The following is a 22,018-nucleotide window of genomic DNA, read 5'->3' on the forward strand; positions in this document are numbered from 1 at the left end:
GCGCCGGTCAGAGCCGCAGATGCTCGGCCATGTAATCGACGAAGGCGCGCAGTTTCGGCGTCGGATGGCGGCCTGACGGCCACAGGACGTAGATCGGCGTGCAGCTCGCGACGTGTTCGTCGAGCACCGCGCACAGCGTGCCGTCGTCGAGCGCGTCGCGCACGAAGAACTCGGGCAGGCACGCGATGCCGAGCCCGCGCAGCGTGAAGCACAGGCGCGCTTCCGCGCTGTTGCTGACCATCGCGACCGGCACCTCGGGCGGCGTACTCGCGTGCGGCACGCGCAGCGGCCAGGTCTCGAGCTTGCCGCTGCTCGGAAAGCGGTAGTGCAGGCAGCGATGCTGCGCGAGATCGGCCGGCGTGCGCGGCGTGCCGTGCCGCGCGAGGTAGTCGGGCGCCGCGACGAGGTGCTGGCGGAAATGGCGGAGCAGCCGCGACGACAGCCGCGAATCCGTCGGCTGGCCGGTGCGCAGCACCGCGTCGAAACCTTCTTCGACGACGTCGACGAGGCGGTCGCTGAAATCGATGTCGAGTTCGATCTCCGGATACGCGGCCATGAAATCGGCGAGCAGCGGCAGCAGCAGCGTGCCGATCGTCGGCAGGCTCACGCGCAGGCGCCCGCGCGGCGCTTCGGCGCTGTGCGTCAGTTCCTGCTCGGCCGCGTCGATCTCGGCGATCACGCGCCGGCACCGTTCCAGGAAGCGCGTGCCTTCCGCGGTCAGCGTGATGCTGCGCGTGCTGCGGTGAAAGAGGCGCACGTTCAGCCGCGCCTCGAGCCGCGCGATGCGCTTGCCGATCGCCGACGCCGACAGCCCGAGCGCGCGGCCGGCCGCGACGAAGCTGCGCGTTTCCGCGACCTGGACGAACACGACGAAACCGCCAAGATTTTCCATGCTGGTCCCCGATTGCGGACACCGATGTCCGGAGTGTCCGGAACTCTAACCCGGTTTTTCTTCTCGCGCCGGCTCCCTACGATGGGCGTTCCTTCACTGTTCGAGGTCACGCCATGTCATCCCTGCCTGTCACCGCCCACCGCGCCGAACCGGACGCCGACGCCGCGCTGCCCGAGCGCCTCGACGCCGCGCTCGATCGCGCGCTGGCCGATGCGCGCGTGGTCGGCGCGGTCGTGCTGGTCGCCCGCGACGGCCAACTTCGCTATGCGCGCGCGGCCGGTCTCGCCGATCGCGAGGCCGGCACGCCGATGCGCGAGGACGCGCTGTTCCGGCTCGCATCGGTATCGAAGCCGATCGTGACGGCCGCCGCGATGCGGCTGGTCGCGGCGGGGCGCATCGGGCTCGACGAGCCGGTCGCGCGCTGGTTGCCCGCGTTCCGGCCGACGCTGCCCGACGGCACGCCGGCCGACATCACGTTGCGTCATCTGCTTTCGCATACGGCCGGGCTCGGTTACCGCTTCCTCGAAGCCGACGCCGACGGCCCGTATGCGCGTGCCGGCGTGTCCGACGGGATGGACCGCGCGGACCTGTCGCTCGCGGAGAACGTGCGGCGCATCGCCGGCGTGCCGCTGCAATTCGCGCCCGGCACGTCGTGGAACTACTCGCTCGCGACCGACGTGGTCGGCGCGCTGATCGAGGCGGTCGACGGCCGGCCGCTCGCCGAAGCCGTGGCCGCGCTCGTCACGACGCCGCTCGGGATGACCGACACCGCGTTCTACTCGAATGACGCCGCGCGCTTCGCGACACCGTACGTCAGCACGCCGGGCGCGCCGCGCCGGATGGCCGACGACGATCTCGCGCCGGTGTACGACGGCACGGTCGGCATCCGCTTCGCGCCGGCGCGCGCGTTCGACGCGGCCGCGTGGCCGTCGGGCGGCGCGGGTATGGTGGGCACCGCGCGCGACTGCATGACGCTGCTCGATGCGTTGCGCACCGGCCGCGACGGCTGGCTCGCGCGCCGCTGGATCGACGAGATGTCGCGCGTGCAGCCGGGCGCGCACGACCTGCCGGACGCGCCGGGATTCGGTTTCGGGCTCGGCTTTTCGGTGCTGCGCGATCCGGCGGCCGCGCAGTCGCCGGAGTCGGTCGGCACGTGGCGCTGGGGCGGTGCGTACGGGCATGCGTGGTTCGTCGACCGCGCGGCCGGGCTGACGGTCGTCGCGCTGACCAATACGTTGTACGAAGGGATGCACGGGCGTGTCGTGACCGACGTGCGCGATGCGGTGTACGGCGTCGACGACCGGAGCGCGGCATGAGCGAGTGCGTATCCGTTCCCGACCGCGCTTCCGACCGCGTCGCCGACCCTGCGTCCGATCTGTCCGCACCGGTGCGCGAACGCCTGCCGGTCGCGAACCTGCTGGCGCTCGCGACCGCCGGTTTCATCACGATCCTCACCGAAGCGTTGCCGGCCGGCTTGCTCCCGTTGATGAGCATCGACCTGCGCGTGACCGAGGCGCTGATCGGCCAGCTCGTGACCGTCTACGCGCTCGGCTCGATCGTCGCGGCGATCCCGCTCGTCGCCGCGACGCGCGCGATGCGCAGGCGCCGGCTGCTGCTCGCGGCGCTGGCGGGCTTCGTCGTGTCGAATGCGCTGACGGCCGCGTCACCGTACTACGCGCTGACGCTCGCCGCGCGCTTCGTCGCGGGCATGTCGGCCGGGCTGTTGTGGGCGCTGTTGGCCGGCTATGCGAGCCGGATGGTCGACGCATCGCTGCGCGGCCGGGCGATCGCGGTCGCGATGCTCGGCGCGCCGGTCGCGATGTCGATCGGCATCCCGGCCGGCACCGCGCTCGGCGCGATGTTCGGCTGGCGCATCGCGTTCGCGGGCATCACGGTCGCGGCGCTCGCGCTGATCGGCTGGATCCGGCTGCGCGTGCCCGACTATCCGGGGCAGCCCGCCGGCGCCCGCGAGCCGGTGCTCGGCGTGATCGCACTGCCCGGCGTGCGGCCGGTGCTGGTCGTGATGTTCGCCTATGTGCTCGCGCACAACATGCTGTACACGTACGTTGCGCCGTTCCTTGCCGGCGTGCGGATGGGCGCGCAGGTCGATGCGGTGCTGTTCGTGTTCGGTATCGCGTCGCTGGTCGGCATCGCGCTGACGGGCGCATGGATCGGCGCCGCGCAGCGGCGGCTGACGCTCGCGAGCATCGCGCTGTTCGCGCTTGCGGCGGCGATGCTCGGTGCCGGGTCCGGGATGACGATCGTTTATGCGGGTGTCGCGCTGTGGGGGCTCGCGTTCGGCGGCGCGCCGACGCTGTTCCAGACGGCCACCGCGAACGCGGCGGGCGATGCGGCCGACGTCGCGCAGTCGATGCTCGTGACGGTGTGGAACCTCGCGATCGCGGGCGGCGGCATCGCGGGCGGGATGCTGCTCGGCGCGACGGGCGCGGGTGCGATTCCGTGGGTGCTGGTCGCGCTGCTGGCGGCTGCGTGGCTCGGCGCATGGCGCGCGCGCCGGCATGCGTTTCCGGCGCCGCGCGCGGCCGCGTGAGCGTGCGGCGGCGTCAGGCCGCCTTCGCGTCGAGCGCCGCGCGCGCGCAGGTTTCGTCGGTGACGAGCCCCGACAGCCAGCCGCCGCGCAGCGCGGCGATCACCGCGTCGCGCTTCTTCGGGCCGCCCGCGAACGCGATCGTCGGGCGCTTCGGCGGCGCGTCGAGCGCGACGCTCGTCACGCGTGCGCTCGTCGACACGTCGACGAGCCGGCCCTGCGCATCGATCGGCACGCCGAGCAGTTCGGCCACCGCGCCGAGCGCGGTCATCTCGTCGCGTTCCTGTTCGGTGATGAAGCCGTCTTCATAGAGCGGGCAGTGCGGACCGATGTTGCCGATCCCGACGAACGCGACGTCGGCCTGCGCCGACAGCGCGTCGACGATCCGGTACAGCCGGTGATTGCACCATTGCGCGCGCTCGGCGTCGCTGTCGGCGAACAGCGGCGCGGGCAGCAGGAAGTGCTTGCCGCCGGTCTTCTCGGAGATGTACTGCGCGACGTCGTAGCGGTTCGACGAGCCGTCGGCGGCGATCGCGCCGACCATCGACACGAGCCGGTGCTGCGGCCGCTCGATCTGGGCGATCTGCGCGACCGCCGCCTTCAGCGTCCGGCCGCTGCTGACGGCGATCACCATCGGCCGCGTCTCGTTCAGGTAGCGCTCCATCACCTGCGCGCCGGCGACCGCGAGCTTGCGGTCGATCGCTTCGGCCGCATCGGCATCGACGGGCACGACTTCGCACATCGTAAGCCCGTAGCGTTTCGACAGCTGCGCGCCGAGCTCGAGGCAGTCGGCGAGCTGGTGATCGACGCGCACGCGGATCAGGTTCTTCTCGACCGCGAACGCGACGAGGCGCTGCGCGACCGGGCGCGACACCTGCAGCTTCTCGGCGATTTCGTTCTGCGTGTCGCCCGCGACGTAGTAGAGCCACGCGGCACGCGTGGCGAGATCGAGTTTTTCTGAGGACTTGGACACGATAGCGGTTCGGTTCGGATCTGGGGGGCCGCCCGCGGACCGGCCGTCGGGCGGCGCAACGGCATCCACTGTAACGCATGCGCGGCGGGCGGCCGACGGCCGCCCTGCGTCGCCGCCTACGCGAGCCGCGCGCGCGACGGTTCGTAAAGCGGGCGCACGTGGCGATACAGCGCGCGGAACGCGTCGAGGCGCTCGCGCAGCAGCGCATGACGCGCGGCGTCGGGCACGTATTCGGCGCGCACCGGCGGCTTGGTCAGCACGACTTGCGGATCGCCGCCGACGGCGAGCCAGCCCAGCCGCGCGGCGCCCAGTGCCGCACCCGTTTCGCCGCCGCCGTGCTGGCAGGTGCGCACGTCCAGCGCGTCGGCGATCAGCTGCGCCCAGAACGCGCTGCGCGCGCCGCCGCCGATCAGCGACAGCCGGTCGGTTTCGACGCCGGCCGCGTGCAGCGCGTCGAGGCCGTCCGCGAGGCCGAGCGTCACGCCTTCGAGCACCGCGTAGCCGAGATGCGCGCGCTCGGTCGCATGCGTCATCCCGAAGAACACGCCCTGCGCATACGGATCGTTGTGTGGCGTGCGTTCGCCGGACAGGTAGGGCAGGAACAGCGGCGCCGTCGCGAGCGCGTCCGCGTCGAGCGCCGCGATTTCGGCGAGCAGCGCCGGCTCGTCGGTGCCCGTCAGCTTGCAGACCCAGCGCAGGCAGCTCGCGGCCGACAGCACGACGCTCATCAGTTGCCAGCGATCGGGAATCGCGTGGCAGAACGCATGCACGGCCGATGCCGGATTCGGCATGAAGCGGTCGCCGACCACGCTCAGCACACCCGACGTGCCGAGCGACACGAAGCCGTCGCCCGCGTGGATCGCGCCGATGCCGAGCGCGCTCGTCGCGTTGTCGCCGCCGCCGCCCGCCACCACGACGGCCTCCGACAGCCCGAGTTCGCGCGCGACGTCGGCGCGCAGCGTGCCGGACGGCGCATTGCCTTCGACGATGCGCGGCATCTGGGCGCGCGTCATGTCGCACGCGGCGAGCAGCGCGTCGGACCAGTCGCGGCGCGCGACGTCGAGCCACAACGTGCCGGCCGCGTCGGACGGATCGGACACCTTCGCGCCGGTGAGCCGGAAGCGCAGGTAGTCCTTCGGCATCAGCACGCAGGCCGTTGCGGCGAACACGTCGGGCTCGTGCTTCGCGACCCACAGCAGTTTCGGCGCGGTGAAGCCGGGCATCGCGAGGTTGCCGGCCAGCGCATGGAGATCGGGCGCGCGTTCGGTGAGCAGCGCGCATTCGTCGGCGCTGCGCATGTCGTTCCACAGGATCGCGGGGCGCAGCACGCGGTCGTCGCGGCCGAGCAGCACCGCGCCGTGCATCTGGCCCGACAGGCCGATCCCGCGCACCTGCGCGAAGGCCTGCGGATGCCGTTCGCGCAGCGCCGCGAGTGCGGCGAGCGTGCCTTGCCACCAGTCGTCCGGATGCTGTTCCGCCCAGCGCGGGTGCGGCCGCGACACGCTGAACGGCGTGCCGGCGGTGCCGACCACGGTGCCGTCCGGAGCAAGCAGCAGCACCTTCACTTCCGAGGTGCCGAGGTCGATGCCGAGATACATGAGCGATCCGTTCCGTCAGTGAGGAGCCGCTACTTTAGCCGCACGCGCGCGCGCCTGCCAACGCAGGTTCGCCCGAATGCGCGGCCGCTCGCGGGCGGCCGGCTGCGGGGCCGCGGGCCGCCGTGCGTCAGCGCTGCGCGAGCCATGCGTCGACGCGTGCGAGCCCGGCGCGCAGCGCGTCGAACAACGCCGCGTTGCCGGCGAGCGAGCCCCACAGCGCGCGGCTCGCGCACAACGCGACGACCGGGTCGTCGGCCTCGACGATCGCCCGCGCGGCGCCGTCGTCCATCACGCCGTCCTGGTACGCATACGGCAGCAAGCCGCGCGCCCAGCGTTCGAGAAAGCGCAGGAACAGCGCCGGCAGCACGGCAGTGGCGACCGGCGCCGCGCCGCGTGCGAGCGATTCGGCGAGCGTCGGCGCGATGAAGCCGGGAATCTTCGAGAAGCCGTCGGCCGCGACGCGCTGGTTCGTGTCCAGCACGTACGGATTGCCGAACCGTTCGAGCACGACGTCGCGGTAGCGCCAGAGATCGAGCGGGCTCGGGCTGAGACACGGGATCACGTCTTGCGTCACGTAGTCGTGCGCGAAGCGGCGGATCGCCGCGTCGTGCGTGCCTTCGTGGATGTACGTGTGGCCCGCGAGCGTGCCGGCCCACGCGATGCAGCTGTGCGTCGCGTTGAGGATGCGGATCTTCGCTTCCTCGTACGGATGCACGTCGTCGACCAGTTCCGCGCCGGCCAGCTCCCAGCGCGGCCGGCCCGCCGCGAAGCGGTCCTCGATCACCCACTGGATGAACGACTCGCCCATCACCGGACACGCGTCGTCGACGCCGGTTGCCGCGCGCACCCGTTCGCGCACGTCGGCGGTCGGGCGCGGCGTGATGCGGTCGACCATCGCGCTCGGCGTCGCGACGTTCGCATCGAACCACGCGAGCAGATCGGCCTCGCCGCGCCGTTCGAGGAATTCGCGCATGCCCGCGCGAAAGCGCGCGCCGTTGTTGCGCAGGTTGTCGCAGCTCTGCAGCGTGAGCGGGCCCGCGCCGCGTTTCGCGCGTTCGGCGAGCAGCGCCGCGAGCGCGCCGTACAGCGTCGTGCGCGCGCCTTGCAGGTCGGCCGCGAGATCGGCGTTCGCGAGGTCGAGCCGGTTGTGTTCGTCGAGGTAGTAGCCGCCTTCGGTGACGGTGAACGACACGAGCCGGCACGCGGGGTCGGCGCCGGCGTCGATCAGCGCGGCGAGATCGATCGACCACGGCAGCACGCGCGAGATCGCGCGGACCGTCTCGTACGCGCGCTCGCCCTGCGGCGTGACGGTCTCGAGCGTGTAGGCGCCGTGCTGCGCCGCGAGCGCGTCCATCGTCGCGCGCATGTCGTCGCGGATGTTGCCGACGGTCAGCGACCAGCGTTCGTCGGCCGGCACGGCCGCGTTCACGCGGTGCAGATACCACGCCTGGTGCGCGCGGTGGAACGAGCCTGCGCCGATGTGCAGCAGCACGGGCGCGTGGGCGGAGGGCGATTCGCTCATCCGGTGTCTCCTGTTCGTGCCAGTTTTTCCTGTCGAATACGATCATTTGCTCTTTGTGTGAGCGAATGATCGTATTCGGGCGAACGAAAGTCAAGGCGCGGACGCGGCATTTCGATGGTGCGCTGCGGCGGCGCGTGGGCGGAAGGCGGAAGGCGGAAGGCGGAAGGCGGAAGGCGGAAGGCGGAAGGCGGAAGGCGGATGGCGCAAGGCGCAAGGCGCAAGGCGCAAGCGTCCGTCGAGATTCGATGCGACGAGTTCGTCGAGCAGCGAGCGGGCTGGCCGCCCCGGCAGGATGCCTTGGCGCCGTCGGAACACGGCGAGCATGCGCAGCGGATGGTGCGGCGCCGCAACGATACGGCGATATGCCGGCGATCCCGGCCGCGCCGGCACATTCCGCGGCTCGCGCACGAACGCGCGTTGCCGCGCGAAGGGGAGGCGCCGGCCCGCACGTCGTCGTGACGCGCGGGCGCGAGGCGTGCGTTACAGCGTGGTGCGCACGTGCCAGAGCTCGGGGAACAGCACGACGTCGAGCATCTTGCGCAGATACGGCGCGCCGCTCGTGCCGCCGGTGCCCTGCTTGAAGCCGATGATGCGCTCGACGGTCGTCACGTGACGGAAGCGCCACTGGCGGAACGCATCCTCGAGATCGACGAGTTCCTCGGCCATCTCGTAGAGCTCCCAGTGCTGCTGCGGGTGACGATAGACTTCGAGCCACGCGGCCTCGACCGTTTCGTCGTGACGCATCGGCTGCGTCCAGTCGCGCTCGAGCCGTTCGGGCGCGATCGGGAAACCGCGCCGCGCGAGCAGGCGCACGACCTCGTCGTAGAACGACGGCGCCTCGAGCGTCGCGCGCACCTGTTCGAGGATGTCGGGCCGGTGCGCATGCGGCTGCAGCATCTGCACGTTCTTGTTGCCGAGCAGGAATTCGAGCTGCCGGTACTGGTACGACTGGAACCCCGACGACTGGCCGAGATACGGCCGCATCGCCGAATACTCGGACGGCGTCATCGTCGACAGCACGTTCCACGCCTGCACGAGCTGCTCGAGGATCCGCGACACGCGCGCGAGCATCTTGAACGCGGGCGGCAGCGCGTCGCCGCGCACCGCGTCGAGCGCGCCGCGCAGCTCGAACAGCGCGAGCTTCATCCACAGCTCGCTCGTCTGATGCTGGATGATGAACAGCATCTCGTTGTGATCGGGCGACAGCGGATGCTGCGCGTCGAGGATCGCATTCAGCGACAGGTAGTCGCCGTAGCTCATCGACTTCGAGAAATCGAGCTGCGCATCGTGCCAGCCGGCTTGAGCGGTGGCTTCGCCGGGCACGTGCGGCGCTTCATGAGCCGGTTGGGCCGCGCGTGCGCCCGAGAACGGGCAGCCCGCCGGCGCATCGTCGCCGGGTGGCTGAATATGACCAGAATTCACGACTTTCTCCAGATTTGAATGACGGGGCGCGGCGCGCAATCCGCACGTCGCGGCGGCGCGCGCCGGGCTGGAAGCGATCAGGTCACCGCGCCGCGCTCGGCGAACTCGGGCGCCTTCCACGCGTCGGTGGCGAGGATGTCGCGCAGCGTCTCGACGGCATCCCACACGTCGACGAAGCGCGTATAGAGCGGCGTGAAGCCGAAGCGCAGCACGTAAGGCTCGCGGTAGTCGCCAATCACGCCGCGCGCGATCAGCGCCTGCATCACCTCGTAGCCGTGCGGATGCTCGAAGCTCGCCTGCGAGCCGCGCTGGTGATGCGCGCGCGGCGTGACGAGCTTCAGCGACAGGCCCGCGCAGCGCGTTTCGACGAGCGCGATGAACGCGTCGGTCAGCGCGAGCGACTTGCGGCGGATCGCGTGCATGTCGGTCTGCAGGAACACGTCGAGCCCGCATTCGACCATCGACATCGACACGATCGGCTGCGTGCCGCACAGGAAGCGCGCGATGCCCGGATCGGGCGCGAAGCCCGGCTGCATCGCGAACGGTGCGCGGTGGCCCCACCAGCCCGACAGCGGCTGCGAGAAGTGAGCGAGATGGCGCTGCGGCACCCACACGAACGCCGGCGAACCGGGGCCGCCGTTCAGGTACTTGTACGTGCAGCCGACCGCGCCGTCCGCGTGCGCGCCGTTCAGGTCGACCGGCACCGCGCCGGCCGAATGCGCGAGATCCCACAGCATCAGCGCGCCCGCATCGTGCACGAGCTGCGTGACGGCCGGCATGTCGTGCATGTAGCCGGTGCGGTAGTTCACGTGCGTGATCATCGCGACGGCCGTGTCCGCGCCGAGCGCGTCGGGCAGGTCCGCCGGATCGTCGATCAGGCGCAGCTCGTAGTCGCCGCCGAGCTGTTCGATCAGCCCTTGCGCGATGTACAGGTCCGTCGGAAAGTTCGAGCGCTCCGACACGATCACGCGGCGCTCCGGCGCGCGTTCGGCCTGGTGGCGCACCATCGCCGACAGCAGCTTGAACAGGTTGATCGAGATGGTGTCGGTCACGACGGTTTCGCCGGGCGCGCCGCCGATCAGCGTCGCGAGCTTGTCGCCGAGGCGGCGCGGCAGCGCGAACCAGCCGGCGGTGTTCCAGCTGCGGATCAGGCCGTCGCCCCATTCGGCGCCGATCACCTGTTGCGCGCGGGCGGCCGATGCGCGCGGCTGCGCGCCGAGCGAGTTGCCGTCGAGATAGATCACGCCGTCGGGCAGCGCGAACTGGTCGCGCAGCGCGGCGAGCGGGTCGTCGCGGTCGAGGGCGAGCGCGTCTTCACGGGTCTTGATGATCATGATGTCGGGTCAGTAGTTCGCGGACGAGTGGTTCGCGGGTCGATGGTTGGATGAATCAGGAGGACCGGCCGGGCAGCGCGCGCAGCACCGCACGCACGGGGCTCGCGTCGAGCGTCGCGAACTTCAGCGGCAGCGCGATCAGCTCGTAGTCGCCGGGCGGCACGTCGTCGAGCACGATCCCTTCGAGGATCGCCATCCGGTGCGTGCGCACGCGGTGATGCGCATCCATGGTCTTCGATTCCTGCGGGTCGAGCGACGGCGTATCGATGCCGATCAGCTTGACGCCGTGCGCGGCGAGCAGGTCGACGGTCTCGGGCGCGACCGCGCAGAAGCCGCTGTCCCATTGCGCGACGCTGGCGCGCGCATAGGTGCGCAGCAGCACGCGCGGCGGCACGCCGGCGAGCGCGGCCTCGAGGTCGGCCGGGCGCACGACCGGCGATGCGCCGATGCAGTGGATCACGCGGCACGGGCCGAGATAGGTGTCGAGCGGCACCGCGCCGATCGGCGCGCCGTCGGCGTCGTAGTGGAGCGGCGCGTCGCAGTGCGCGCCGGTATGCGGCGACAGCGTCAGGCGCGCGACGTTGACCGGCGAGCCGGCCTCCATCCGCCATACGCGTTCGACGGAAACCGGCGTGTCGCCCGGCCACACGGGGGTGGCGGGGCTGACGGGCGGCGAGATGTCCCAGAGTGTGTCCATGGCATGACGAGTCGGTGAATCGATGCTTCGAATGATAGGTGGACGCTCGCAGAAAGTGCTTGCGAAATAAACATGGACAATCCGCCCGATTGGCAGATAATTCGACTCAGAGGGAAAATGGGGACCAAAAATGCACGCGATCACGCTCGATGCCACCGACTGCCGGATTCTGGCGGTCCTGCAGGAAGAGGGCAGAATCAGCAATCTCGATCTGGCGGAGCGCATCTCGCTTTCGCCATCCGCCTGTCTGCGCCGGATGCGCCTGCTCGAGGAGCAGGGCGTGATCGAGCACTATCGCGCGTGCCTGAGCCGCGAGAAGCTCGGCTTCGAGCTCGAGGCGTTTGTGCAGGTGTCGATGCGCAACGAAGAGAATCAATGGCACGAGCGCTTCGCGGAGGCGCTGCGCGAATGGCCGGAGGTGGTCGGCGCGTTCGTCGTGACGGGCGAGAGCCACTACCTGCTGCGCGTGCTCGCGCACAACCTCAAGCACTATTCGGATTTCGTGCTGAACCGGCTCTACAAGGCGCCGGGCGTGATGGACATCCGTTCGAACATCGTGCTGCAGACGCTGAAGGACGAAGCGGGCGCGCCGGTCGGGCTGGCGCGCATGGGGGCGATCAAAGCGGTGTGAGGCCGTGGAAGCCGCCGCCGTGGAACACGAGCGGCGGAGCGGCATCCGACACGGCACGCACGCCGCAGCGTTCCACTTCGCCGACGAAGATCACATGGTCGCCTTCGTCGTAGCGGCTGCGGTTGTGGCATTCGAACCACGCGAGCGCACCGTCGAGCACCGGCATGCCCGAGTTGCCGGCCGCGTGCGCGATCCCTTCGAAGCGGTCGCCCTTGTAGGTCGAGAAGCGCTTGCACAGGTCGAGCTGCGACGCCGCGAGCACGTTCACCACGTAATGGCTGTTGCTGCGGAACACCGGCGTCGACGCCGATTTGTGCGCGAGGCTCCACAGCACGAGCGGCGGATCGAGCGACACCGAGTTGAACGAGCTCGCGGTGATGCCGATCAGCTGCCCGGACGGCGCACGCGTCGTGATGACCGTGACGCCGGTCGCGAACTGGCCGAGCGCCTGGCGAAAGGCGGCCGAGTCGAAATCGGGCGGGGTGGCATGCTTCATCGGGCGGCCATCCGGATCGAAACGGACAGGCGCGGCGCGCGGCGGGTGCGGGAGGCGCGGCGGACGAAAGGCGGCAAGGCCAGGGCGGTCGGTCGGGAAGTGGTGCGCATGGCGCGATTTTAGCGGAATCGCGACCGCCGGGCCCGTGCGGACGGTGCATTGCGGGGCCAGCGTGAGGTAGCGAACACAGTCGCCCGGCGCCGCGATCGGGCCCGCGGAGGCGTTTCTGGCGTGTTTTATCGCGCGCGGTCGGCGGCCCGCCCATCCGCCACGCCCTGCATCACGCGCGACCGCCGCGGCAGCCATCGCGCGTGCGCTACCGCGCCGCCGCCAGCCCGAGCGACAGCGCACCCGTCAGGATCAGGCTCGACGCCCACACCGCATCGAGGTTGAACCAGCTCCGCGCGACGAACTTCAGCCCGAGATAGCGGTACACGAGCCACGCGAGCACGCCGCCCGTGCCGATCATCGCGGCCGCGTGCACGGCCGCGACGACGAGCGCCATCCCGAGATGCGCGTCGACGAGCGTGGCCGCCGCGCGATCGCCGGCGTCCGTGTCGAGCCCGCAAAGCCCCAGATAGATCGGCACCAGCATCAGCCCGGCGCCGTGCGCGAGCGCGACCGCGAACGACCACAGCCCGAGCCGCGCGGGCGGAATCCGGGCGAGTGCACGCGGGTGGCGCCGCCGGATCAGCAGCACCGCGCCGAAGCCGATCACGAGCGCGCTCGCGCCGATCCGGATCGCCGTCTGCCACGCGAGCAGCGCGGCGAGCAGCCCGAACGGCAGCATCACCATGAATACCGCGAGCGCATGGCCGAGCGCGAGATAGCCGAGCGCCGCGACGAGCGCGCCGCCGCGGCGCGTCATCAACGCGTTCGACACCGCGAGCGGCCAGCCCATCGCCGGATTGAGCCCGTGATAGACGCCGCTCGCGAGCACGGCCGCCCACAGCGCGAGCGGCGCGGAGAGGCCGGCGCTCAACGCTTGACCGACGGATAGCAGAACGAGTCGGTCGAGCAGTCGCCGCCTTCCAGCCGGATCTGGTGCGCGCGATAGCCGTCGGGGAACTCGACCCAGTAGTCGTCGGCGAGCGTCAGCCCGCCGTCCGGCCCCGCATGCGCGAGCACCTGCGCGGCCGGCACGCCGTCCGGATAGAACTGGTCGTCCCACGTCGAGTAGAGCGAGTTGGTCCAGTACACGCGCCGGCCGTCGCGGCTGATTTCCACCATCTGCGGGCCGCCGGCGAACGCGCGGCCGCTCGAGTGCGGCGCGCGGCGCACGATCCCGCCGATGCGCACCGACCCGGCGAGCACCGGGTGACGCGGATCCGACACGTCGTACTGACGCATCTCGCCCGTGCCCCAGCACGATACGTACAGGAAACGGTCGTCGAGCGACAGGTCGATGTCGGTCACGAGCGGCGGCACCGCGCCGAATCCCTGGAGCAGCGGCGGCAGTTCGTCGGCGGCGGCCGGCTCGGGCGGGATCGTCGCGGTCTTCTCCACATGGAACTGGCCGTCCTCGCGCCACCAGGTCCAGATCGATCCTTCGAGATTGGTCGTGTCGACCACGACGCCGACGAACCCGTATTCGCGCACCGGATCGTGCGCGGGCCGCACTTCGAGCGCCATCTGGTGCTGCGCGCCGAGATCGATCGTCTGCACGTTGCGCCGCGCGCGCAGGTCCCAGAAATGCAGCCGGTGGCCGTAGCGGTTCGCGAGCAGGTCTTCCGGCACGATGCCGTTCTCGAATTGCGGCGGCAGCGCCCATTCGCTCGACACCATGTAGTCGCGCGGCAGGTTCCACCAGAAGTCGTAATGCTTGTCCTGCGGGCCGCGGTCGATTTCCCAGCGGCCGAGCACGTCGAAGGTCTCGCAGTCCATGATGAAGATGCCGGGCGCGCCGTCGGTGCCGTCCGGGCCCGCGCCGCCGAGCGTGCTCACGTAGATGCCCTCGGGGCCGCAATGAACCGTGTGCGGCCGCGAATAGCCGGTCTTCGCGAACACCTCGCCGGGCTCGATGATCTTGTGGATGCGCGCCTGCGTCGGGTGCGGCTTCGTGTCGATCACGTAGATCCGCGACGAGCGCAGGCCCGGGATGATCAGGAAGCGGCGCTCGAGAAACGCGTGACCGGTCAGCGGCGACAGCGACGACGAGCACGCATTCCAGCCGAAGTGGTGGAATTCGTCGCCGGTGTTCGGCATCGTCACCGTGTGCACGATCTTGCCGTAGGTCGCCGAGCCGGGTTTCACGTCGATCACGGCAAGCGCGTCGGGCCTGGAAAAATCAGGGCTCAGCAACAACGTATAGGCAAATTCCTCCGCCGGCGCCTGCATCGCAAGTTCCGGCGAAGCGTGAAAGGTCGGGTCAGGCCGCATGCTCATCGTGGTGCCTCTCTCGGTTGTATCGGATCACCGGCGCACGGCCGTTCACTGCGGGCGTGCGGGTCGAACAGGTTGCGTGACGGGAATGCGCCGGCGGTTGCGCGCGATTGCAGGACGCGCGGTGCGCTGCATCAGGTCGGGAAAGCGGGGAAACGCGGCGCGCCGGATCGTCGCGCAGGCGGCGCAACGGGCGCACGGTGACGCGAGGGTGCGGTGAACGCGACGGCGCGCGGGGCACCGGTGGTCAGGCCCGCCATGCGGGTGATTTCTGCTGAGGCGTGCATATCGATGTTCCGGCAGATGTTGTTGGCATCAGGGCGGGCATGCATCGGACGCTGCGTGCAGCCGGACGGTGTGCCGTCGCGGCGAAGCGTGCCTAAGTGTAGTCGAGAAACGTGCAGCCGGTGGTGCGCGCCGCGCATGCGGTTCTGCCGGATTCGCGCGCGAGTGAGATACTTGAACGCTGCCGCTGCGCGCCGGGCAACCGGGCAGCGGCCGGGCAGTGGTGATAAGGACCGGCGGCGCCGGCACGCGCCTGCGTGCCGGCCGCCGTCTTCAACGAGGTACTGATTTCATGGTGAACGAGATGCTTGAAACCGCGACTGTGGGCGGCGGGTGCTTCTGGTGCACGGAGGCCGTGTTTCTCGACGTCGACGGCGTGACGGCCGTCCAGTCGGGCTATGCGGGCGGCCATACGCGCAATCCCGGCTATCGGGACGTCTGCGACGGCGACACCGGTCACGCGGAGGTCGTGAACGTGACGTTCGATCCGGCGCGCATCGGTTATCGCGAGATCCTCGAGATCTTCTTCGCGACGCACGATCCGACCCAGCTGAACCGGCAGGGCAACGACGTCGGCACGCAATACCGGTCGGTCGTGTTCACGCATTCCGACGCGCAGCGCGACGTCGCGCTCGACGTGATCCGCGAACTGGAGCGCGAGCAGGTGTTCGGGCAGCCGATCGTCACGCAGGTCGTGCCGCTCGACGGCAACTACTGGCCGGCCGAGGACTATCATCAGAACTATTACGCGCGCAATCCGGGGCAGGGCTACTGCTCGGTCGTGATCGGGCCGAAGCTCGCGAAATTCCGCCAGAAGTTCTCGCACCGGCTGAAGTCGCAGCGCGGCGCGTAATCGACGCATCAGCCGCAAGCGGCACGTCGGCCGCAAGCGGCGCGGGCACCCGCGCCGCGACCCCTACGCCGCCTCGCTGCGCCAGTGCGCGCACGCGGCGGCGATCTCGCGCGCGAGCGCGAGGCACGACAGCGGCGCGGAGCCTTCCGCCTTGTTGTTGATCGTGATGATCACCGGCTGTCCGGCCAGCGCGTAGCGCGCGGCCAGCTCGGCGAGCGCCGCGCGCGTGGCCGGGTCCTCGTCGACGAGCTTGTCGAACGGCTCGTACTTCGCCTTCGCCTGTTCGTACTTGAAGCCGCCGTGCAGGCTCCAGCGCACGATCAGCGGGCCCGGCGCATCGCCGTCGAGCAGCGCGAGCGCGGCCGCCTGGCGCAGCGGGTCGGGCATCCGCGCGTGCAGGCCGACGCAGTAGCGCACGCCGAGCGCCGCGAGTGCGCGGATGAAGCGCGGCGTGAGCAGGCTCGCGTCGCGGATCTCGATCGCGTAGCGCGTGCCGTCGGCGTCCGGCGGCAGCGGCGGCAATGCCGCGAAGAATGCCGACAGCCGGTCGATCAGCGCGGCCGGCTCGGCGAGCAGTTGATCGGGCATCGGCGAGAACTGGAACACCAGCACGCCGGCCTTCCTGCCGAGCCCTTCGACGCACGGCTGCACGAATTCCCGGGTGGCGAGCTGCGCGTCGAGGAAGGTCGGGTTCGGGCCCGACGGCTCGCCGCGCCTGCCGCGCACGACCGCGTCGGTGACGGACGCCGGCGCCTTCACGACGAAGCGGAAGTCGTCCGGCACCTGTTGCGCGTAGCGCAGGTAATCGGCCACCGACAGCGGCCCGTAGAACGAGCGGTCGAGGCTCACGCTCTTCAGCAGCGGATGCGCGCCGTACGCCTGGAGCCCTTCGCGCGATAGCTTCGTCTGCGCGAAATCGCCGTCGTAGACGATGCCGTCCCAGCCGGGGAAATACCACGACGACGTGCCGAGCCGCACATTGGGCGGCAGCGCGGCCGCGGCGGCGGCGACTTCCGCGGAAACCGGGGCGGGCGGCACGCCGCGCCGGCGCCGGCTTTTCTTCGGCGGCGCGGCCGGTGGAGACGGTTCGTCCCACAGCAGGCCGGAGGCGGGGGGCGGTTCCACCGGCTCCTGGTCGGCGCAAGGGCGGGGCGATGCACGGCCGGGGCGCGCGGGCGACTTTGCCGGCCGCGCAGCGTCGTGCTCGTCCGGCGTCACGCGTGCGTCGGCGCCGGCAGGGTTGTCGTCATCCGCGGGCGCAGCCGCGCGCGCGTCGGCGGGCGGCGCGCCACCGCCACCGAACAGGTCGAACTGCCCGTCGGCGTGCGATCCGTCCGGTTCGTCGCGCTGCTGTCGTTGCGGCGCCGTATTGCGCCGCGTCCTGCCGTCACCCATGCATGCCCAGCGTGAAGTGCCGCCTAGCGCGGCAGCGTGTGTTCGTACATGTAGCGCCGCGACCACGGCAGCGTTTTCGCGCTGCGTCCGGCCTTGCGGCACACGATCTGGAAGATCGACACGTCGTCGTGCTCGAACGCATACGCGCAACCGGCGAGGTACACGCGCCAGATGCGGAATTTCTCGTCGTCGACGAGCGCGCGCGCCTGGTCCGCCTTCGCCTCGAAGTTCTCGGTCCAGATGTCGAGCGTGCGCGCATAGTGCCGCCGCAGGCTTTCGACGTCAATCGCCTCGAGCCCGCCGCGCTGCGCCGCTTCGAGCGCGAGGCTGATGTGCGGCAGCTCGCCGTCCGGGAACACGTAGCGGTCGATGAATTCGCCGCCGCCGAGCGCCGTTTCGCCGCTTTCCGCGTCGGTCGACGTGATCCCGTGGTTCATCGCGACGCCGTCGTCGGTCAGCAGGTCGTGCACGCGCGAGAAATAGAGCGGCAGGTTCTTGCGGCCGACGTGCTCGAACATCCCGACGCTCGTGATGCGGTCGAACTGCCCGTCGATCTCGCGGTAGTCCTGCAGGCGGATCTCGATCTGGCCCTCGAGCCCGGCGGCCTTCACGCGCGCGGTCGCGAGATCGAACTGGTTCTGCGACAGCGTCACGCCGAGGCACGTCGCGCCGAACTTCTGCGCGGCGCGCAGCACGAGCGCGCCCCAGCCGCAGCCGATGTCGAGCAGGCGCTGGCCGGGCTCCAGCTGGATCTTGGTCAGGATGTGGTCGATCTTCTTGATCTGCGCGGTCGCGAGATCCTCGTCGCCGTTCTCGAAGTACGCGCACGAGTACACCATGTTCTCGTCGAGCCACAGCTGGTAGAACTCGTTCGAGACGTCGTAGTGATACTGGATCGCCTTCCGGTCGGTGTTCTTCGTGTGATTGAAGTAGCGCTTCACGCGCGCGAGCTTGCTCGCGCTCGTGACCGTGCTGCGCGCGAGCGAATAGCTGATGTTGATGATGTCCGACAGCCGGCCTTCGATGTCGATCTTGCCCTTCACGTACGCCTCGCCGAGATTGTCGAGGCTCGGTTCGAGCAAGAGCGGCAGCGCCGACGCGCTGTTGACCTTCAGCGTGACCTGCGGTGCGCTGAAGGTGCCGAAATCGAGTTGATCGCCGTTCCACAGCACGAGGCGCGCCGGTATGTTCGCTTTCGCCCGTACTTCGTCCGCCCACTGTGCCAGCTTCTTTTCCCAGAACATTTGGATTCTCCGTTTGTTCGTTGAATCGAATACAGCCAAGTATCTTGACCGGCGCCCGCCTCCTGCGAGGCGGGCGCCCGGATGCAACACGAGACACGACCGGCGAGCGGCACCGCGGCCGCGGTTCGGCTTACGGCGACAGGCGCGAGATCGTCCAGCCCGACGCCGCAGCGGCGTCGCGCGTATAGAGCAGGCGGTCGTGCAGCCGCGACGGGCGGCCCTGCCAGAACTCGATCGCGTCGGGCACGACGCGATAGCCGCCCCAGTGCGGCGGGCGCGGCGGGTTCTCGCCGTAGCGTTCGGCCACGTCCTTCTCGCGCGCTTCGAGCGTCGCGCGGCTGTCGATCACGGCGCTCTGCTCGGACGCCCACGCACCGATGCGCGAGCCGAGCGGGCGCGACGCGAAATAGCGGTCGCTTTCGTCGGCGCTGGTCTTTTCGATCCGGCCCTCGATGCGCACCTGGCGCTCGAGCTCGATCCAGTAGAACAGCAGTGCCGCGTACGGATGGGCGGCGAGGTCGCGCCCCTTGCGGCTTTCGTAATTGGTAAAGAAGACGAACCCGCGTTCGTCGACAGCCTTGATGAGCACGATGCGTGCCGACGGCCGGCCGTCGTCGCCGACGGTGGCGAGCGTCATCGTATTGGGCTCGGGGAGCTTGGCGGCGAGCGCCTCCTTGAACCAGCGATCGAACTGGGCGAAGGGGTCGGGGGCGGCATCGGCTTCGTCGAGCGAAGCACGCGAATAGTTGATGCGGAGATCGGCGAGAGTCGTCATGTTATGCAAACGCTTCAATCTGGGGCCAGTATAGCGAACGCGCGAGAATCGTGCGTGCACAGTGGCGCGTGCCGGCGGGGAGTTCAGGCAAAATAGAGGGCTGCTCGACTTACGTTTTCCTTGCTGCCATGTCCGCTGCCGACACCGCCCCGCTCAGTTCCTCTGATCTTACCCCGACCCCGACAATCCAGCTTGACGTGGATCGCGAGCGCCGCTTCGGCGGCATCGCGCGGCTGTACGGCGCCCCGGCGCTGGCCGCGTTCGAGGGCGCGCACGTGGCCGTGATCGGCATCGGCGGCGTCGGGTCGTGGACGGCCGAGGCGCTCGCGCGCAGCGCGATCGGCACGCTGACGCTGATCGATCTCGACAACGTCGCCGAAAGCAATACGAACCGGCAGATCCACGCGCTCGACGGCAATTACGGCAAGCCGAAGGTCGACGCGATGGCCGAGCGGATCGCGCTGATCGATCCCGCGTGCCGCGTGAACCGGATCGAGGATTTCGCGGAACCCGACAACTTCGACGCGCTGCTCGGCGGCGGCTTCGACTACGTGATCGACGCGATCGACAGCGTGCGCACGAAGGTCGCGCTGATCGCGTGGTGCGTCGCGAAAGGGCAGCCGCTCGTCACGGTCGGCGGCGCAGGCGGGCAGCTTGACCCGACGCGCATCCGCATCGACGATCTCGCGCTGACGATCCAGGATCCGCTGCTGTCGAAGGTGCGTGCGCAGTTGCGCAAGCAGCACGGCTTTCCGCGCGGGCCGAAGGCGCGCTTCAAGGTCAGCGCCGTGTATTCGGACGAGCCGCTGATCTATCCGGAAGCGGCCGCGTGCGACATCGAGGATGGCGCGGAGCCGTCGACCGCCGCGCATGTCGCGGGGCTCAACTGCGCGGGGTTCGGTTCGAGCGTGTGCGTGACCGCGAGCTTCGGTTTCGCGGCCGCCGCGCATGCGTTGCGGGCGATCGCGGCGCGGGCCGCGGGTTGATCGGGGCGTCGAGCGACGCGTCAAGGAATGTTGCGGCGCGGCGGACCGGCCGCGCGCGACGAGGCGAGTGGGCCAGGCCATCGCGGCCCGGCCGGTGGTTCGTCAGTTGAGCGCCATGCTCAGCTTGCGCCGCCACGCGGCGACGAGTTCCGGGCGATCGCCCGCCAGCTCGAACACCGAGATCATCGTACGGCGGCCGAGGTCGTCGCCATACGCGCGGTCGCGCAGCACGATTTCCAGCAACTGCTCGAGCGCGCCTTCGTACGCGCGGCGCGCGATCAGGCTCTGCGCGAGGTCGAAGCGTGCGTCGAGATCGGCGGGGTTCGCCGCGATACGCGCCTCGAGCGCGTCGGTCGGCGGCAGGTCGGCCGTCGCGTCGAGCGCATCGAAACGGGTCTTGATCGCCTGGTAGCGCGGATCGGTGCCCTGCACGGTCTGCGGCGACAGGCGTTCGGCCTCGGCGCGTGCGGCGTCCACCTGGTTGTTCGCGAGCAGCAGTTCGATCAGGTCGAGCCGCGCGTCGTCGAAGCCGGGGTTCAGCGCGAGCGCCGCTTCGAGGTGGGTGATCGCATCGTCGTAGCGCGATTCGGCGATCGCGTATTGTGCGGCGCGGCGCTCGGCTTCGTCGGGCGCGGGCAGCAGCCGGTCGAGGAACGCGCGCAACTGGCCTTCCGGCAGCACGCCGATGAACTGGTCGACCGGGCGCCCGTCGGCGAACGCGATCACGTGCGGGATGCTGCGCGTCTGGAAGTGCGCGGCGAGCTCCTGGTTCTCGTCCACGTTCACCTTCACGAGCTTCCAGCGGCCTTCGTAGTCGGCTTCGAGCTTTTCGAGCAGCGGACCGAGCGTCTTGCAGGGGCCGCACCACGGCGCCCAGAAGTCGACCAGCACGGGCGTGTCCAGCGACGCCTCGATGACGTCTTTCTCGAAAGTGGCAAGCGTGGTGTCCATGTCGTTCTCTTCGGTTCGAATGTCGTCAGGATGGGGGCGGCGTGCCCCTTTTTCAACGCGGCTTCGACTCGGGCAGCGGAATCCACTCGGTTTCGCCGGGCACCTTGCCCATTTCCTGGTTCGTCCACGCCCGTTTCGCGCGCTCGATCGCGTCGCGGCTGCTGGCGACGAAGTTCCATTCGATGAAGCGCTCGCCGTCGATCTTGTCGCCGCCCAGCAGCATCGCGCGCGCGCCGTTGCCGCTCGCGAGCGTGACGGTGGCGCCCGGTGCGAGCACGGCCATCTGCTCGGCCGGCACCGGCGTGCCGTCGATCGACAGGTCGCCGTCGACCACGTAGACCGCGCGTTCCTCGTGCGATGCGTCGAGTTCGAGGCGGCCGCCGGCCGCGAATTCGGCGGCGACGTACAGCGTGCGCGAGAACGTCGTGACGGGCGAGCGCAGGCCGAACGCGTCGCCGGCGATCACCGTGAGCGACACGCCGTTCTCGTCGCGCTTGGGCAGCGTGTCGGCCGCATGGTGCTCGAACGACGGCTCGGTGGTCTCGTGGGCAACCGGCAGCGCGACCCAGGTCTGGATCCCGTGCACCGTGTGGCCGCTCGCGCGCTGCGCGTCGGGCGTGCGCTCCGAGTGGACGATGCCGCGGCCGGCCGTCATCCAGTTCACGTCGCCCGGCACGATCTCCTGCAGCGAGCCGAGGCTGTCGCGGTGCAGGATCGCGCCGTCGAACAGGTAGGTGACGGTGGCGAGCCCGATATGCGGGTGCGGGCGCACGTCAAGCCCGGTGCCGGCCGGCAGCGTCGCGGGCCCCATGTGATCGAAGAAGATGAACGGGCCGACGAGGCGTGCGGCGAGCGCGGGCAGCGTGCGGCGCACCTGCAGGTTGCCGATGTCGCGGATGTGCGGCTTCAGCAGGGCTTTGATCGGATCGGTCATGGCGGGCCTCGTGGGGAACGGCAGGAATGCCGGTCATTGTACTGGCGGCACGGCGGCCACGCGTGCAACGGGCAGTCGGATGTCCGCCGCGCGATGCGGC

General features: G+C 70.1%; 20 protein-coding genes. 5 read left to right on the top strand and 15 right to left on the bottom strand.

The features are described from left to right. Positions 1-7: 7 nt before the first annotated feature. A complete protein-coding gene (locus tag PL79_RS15315; RefSeq protein ID WP_044844469.1) occupies positions 8-892 on the bottom strand; it encodes a LysR family transcriptional regulator in 885 nt (294 codons plus the stop codon). Positions 893-1,005: 113 nt separating this feature from the next. On the opposite strand from PL79_RS15315, the gene PL79_RS15320 reads away from it, so the two are divergent. Together PL79_RS15320 and PL79_RS15325 are read left to right on the top strand one after the other, a co-directional pair. Further along, positions 1,006-2,208 (top strand): serine hydrolase domain-containing protein, encoded by a 1,203-nt coding sequence (locus PL79_RS15320; protein ID WP_044844468.1) that lies wholly within the window; start codon positions 1,006-1,008, stop codon positions 2,206-2,208. Next, a complete protein-coding gene (locus PL79_RS15325; protein ID WP_044844467.1) occupies positions 2,205-3,443 on the top strand; it encodes an MFS transporter in 1,239 nt (412 codons plus the stop codon). Before PL79_RS15320 ends, PL79_RS15325 begins: the two co-directional genes overlap by 4 nt. A gap of 13 nt (positions 3,444-3,456) precedes the next feature. Here PL79_RS15325 and PL79_RS15330 read toward each other — a convergent pair whose 3' ends face one another. The 6 genes from PL79_RS15330 to kynB all read right to left on the bottom strand — a co-directional run bounded on the left by PL79_RS15330 (position 3,457) and on the right by kynB (position 10,986). Then, positions 3,457-4,413, bottom strand: a complete 957-nt coding sequence (locus tag PL79_RS15330) for a sugar-binding transcriptional regulator (RefSeq protein ID WP_044844466.1) — start codon at positions 4,411-4,413, stop codon at positions 3,457-3,459. A gap of 116 nt (positions 4,414-4,529) precedes the next feature. Further along, positions 4,530-6,011 (bottom strand): xylulokinase, encoded by a 1,482-nt coding sequence (gene xylB, locus PL79_RS15335; RefSeq protein ID WP_044844465.1) that lies wholly within the window; start codon positions 6,009-6,011, stop codon positions 4,530-4,532. Positions 6,012-6,138: 127 nt separating this feature from the next. Then, positions 6,139-7,533 carry a D-arabinitol 4-dehydrogenase gene (dalD, locus tag PL79_RS15340; RefSeq protein WP_044844464.1) on the bottom strand — a complete coding sequence of 465 codons (1,395 nt, stop codon included), beginning with the start codon at positions 7,531-7,533 and terminating at the stop codon, positions 6,139-6,141. A 480-nt stretch (positions 7,534-8,013) separates the two neighbouring features. Continuing rightward, positions 8,014-8,940 carry a tryptophan 2,3-dioxygenase gene (kynA, locus tag PL79_RS15350; protein WP_044844544.1) on the bottom strand — a complete coding sequence of 309 codons (927 nt, stop codon included), beginning with the start codon at positions 8,938-8,940 and terminating at the stop codon, positions 8,014-8,016. Positions 8,941-9,032: 92 nt separating this feature from the next. Continuing rightward, positions 9,033-10,289, bottom strand: coding sequence for a kynureninase (kynU, locus tag PL79_RS15355; RefSeq protein WP_044844462.1), 1,257 nt, complete (start codon positions 10,287-10,289; stop codon positions 9,033-9,035). Between the two features lie 55 nt (positions 10,290-10,344). After that, the gene (gene kynB / locus PL79_RS15360) at positions 10,345-10,986 is read right to left on the bottom strand and encodes an arylformamidase (protein WP_044844461.1); all 642 of its coding nucleotides are present in this window, start codon (positions 10,984-10,986) and stop codon (positions 10,345-10,347) included. A gap of 130 nt (positions 10,987-11,116) precedes the next feature. Here kynB and PL79_RS15365 point away from each other — a divergent pair, with 130 nt between their 5' ends. Further along, positions 11,117-11,617: an Lrp/AsnC family transcriptional regulator gene (locus tag PL79_RS15365; protein WP_044844460.1), complete on the top strand. Its 501-nt coding sequence runs from the start codon at positions 11,117-11,119 to the stop codon at positions 11,615-11,617. Here the strand turns inward: PL79_RS15365 and PL79_RS15370 are convergent. The 3 genes from PL79_RS15370 to PL79_RS15380 form a co-directional block, all read right to left on the bottom strand. Beyond that, the gene (locus tag PL79_RS15370; RefSeq protein ID WP_044844459.1) at positions 11,604-12,113 is read right to left on the bottom strand and encodes a flavin reductase family protein; all 510 of its coding nucleotides are present in this window, start codon (positions 12,111-12,113) and stop codon (positions 11,604-11,606) included. The genes PL79_RS15365 and PL79_RS15370 overlap by 14 nt on opposite strands. A gap of 316 nt (positions 12,114-12,429) precedes the next feature. Next, entirely contained in the window at positions 12,430-13,095 is a 666-nt protein-coding gene (locus PL79_RS15375) for a hypothetical protein (RefSeq protein WP_044844458.1), read from the bottom strand. Next, positions 13,092-14,498, bottom strand: a complete 1,407-nt coding sequence (locus PL79_RS15380) for a selenium-binding protein SBP56-related protein (protein WP_044844457.1) — start codon at positions 14,496-14,498, stop codon at positions 13,092-13,094. Before PL79_RS15380 ends, PL79_RS15375 begins: the two co-directional genes overlap by 4 nt. 574 nt (positions 14,499-15,072) lie before the next feature. Here PL79_RS15380 and msrA point away from each other — a divergent pair. After that, entirely contained in the window at positions 15,073-15,633 is a 561-nt protein-coding gene (gene msrA / locus PL79_RS15385) for a peptide-methionine (S)-S-oxide reductase MsrA (RefSeq protein WP_044844456.1), read from the top strand. Positions 15,634-15,696: 63 nt separating this feature from the next. Here the strand turns inward: msrA and PL79_RS15390 are convergent, their stop codons facing one another. The 3 genes from PL79_RS15390 to pdxH form a co-directional block, all read right to left on the bottom strand. Further along, positions 15,697-17,028, bottom strand: a complete 1,332-nt coding sequence (locus PL79_RS15390; protein WP_044844455.1) for a DUF72 domain-containing protein — start codon at positions 17,026-17,028, stop codon at positions 15,697-15,699. Between the two features lie 23 nt (positions 17,029-17,051). Next, on the bottom strand, positions 17,052-18,272 hold the full coding sequence (locus tag PL79_RS15395) for an SAM-dependent methyltransferase (protein WP_044844454.1): 1,221 nt from the start codon (positions 18,270-18,272) through the stop codon (positions 17,052-17,054). A gap of 130 nt (positions 18,273-18,402) precedes the next feature. Continuing rightward, a complete protein-coding gene (gene pdxH, locus PL79_RS15400; RefSeq protein WP_044848555.1) occupies positions 18,403-19,047 on the bottom strand; it encodes a pyridoxamine 5'-phosphate oxidase in 645 nt (214 codons plus the stop codon). A 128-nt stretch (positions 19,048-19,175) separates the two neighbouring features. On the opposite strand from pdxH, the gene tcdA reads away from it, so the two are divergent. Beyond that, positions 19,176-20,033, top strand: coding sequence for a tRNA cyclic N6-threonylcarbamoyladenosine(37) synthase TcdA (tcdA, locus tag PL79_RS15405; protein WP_044848556.1), 858 nt, complete (start codon positions 19,176-19,178; stop codon positions 20,031-20,033). Between the two features lie 102 nt (positions 20,034-20,135). On the opposite strand, the gene trxA is transcribed toward tcdA, so the two are convergent. After that, positions 20,136-20,984, bottom strand: a complete 849-nt coding sequence (gene trxA / locus PL79_RS15410) for a thioredoxin (protein WP_044848557.1) — start codon at positions 20,982-20,984, stop codon at positions 20,136-20,138. 52 nt (positions 20,985-21,036) lie between these two features. Continuing rightward, entirely contained in the window at positions 21,037-21,918 is an 882-nt protein-coding gene (locus PL79_RS15415; protein ID WP_044848558.1) for a pirin family protein, read from the bottom strand. Between the last annotated feature and the right edge of the window lie 100 nt (positions 21,919-22,018).

Source organism: Burkholderia sp. USMB20, assembly GCF_000949135.2.
Lineage (GTDB): Bacteria > Pseudomonadota > Gammaproteobacteria > Burkholderiales > Burkholderiaceae > Burkholderia.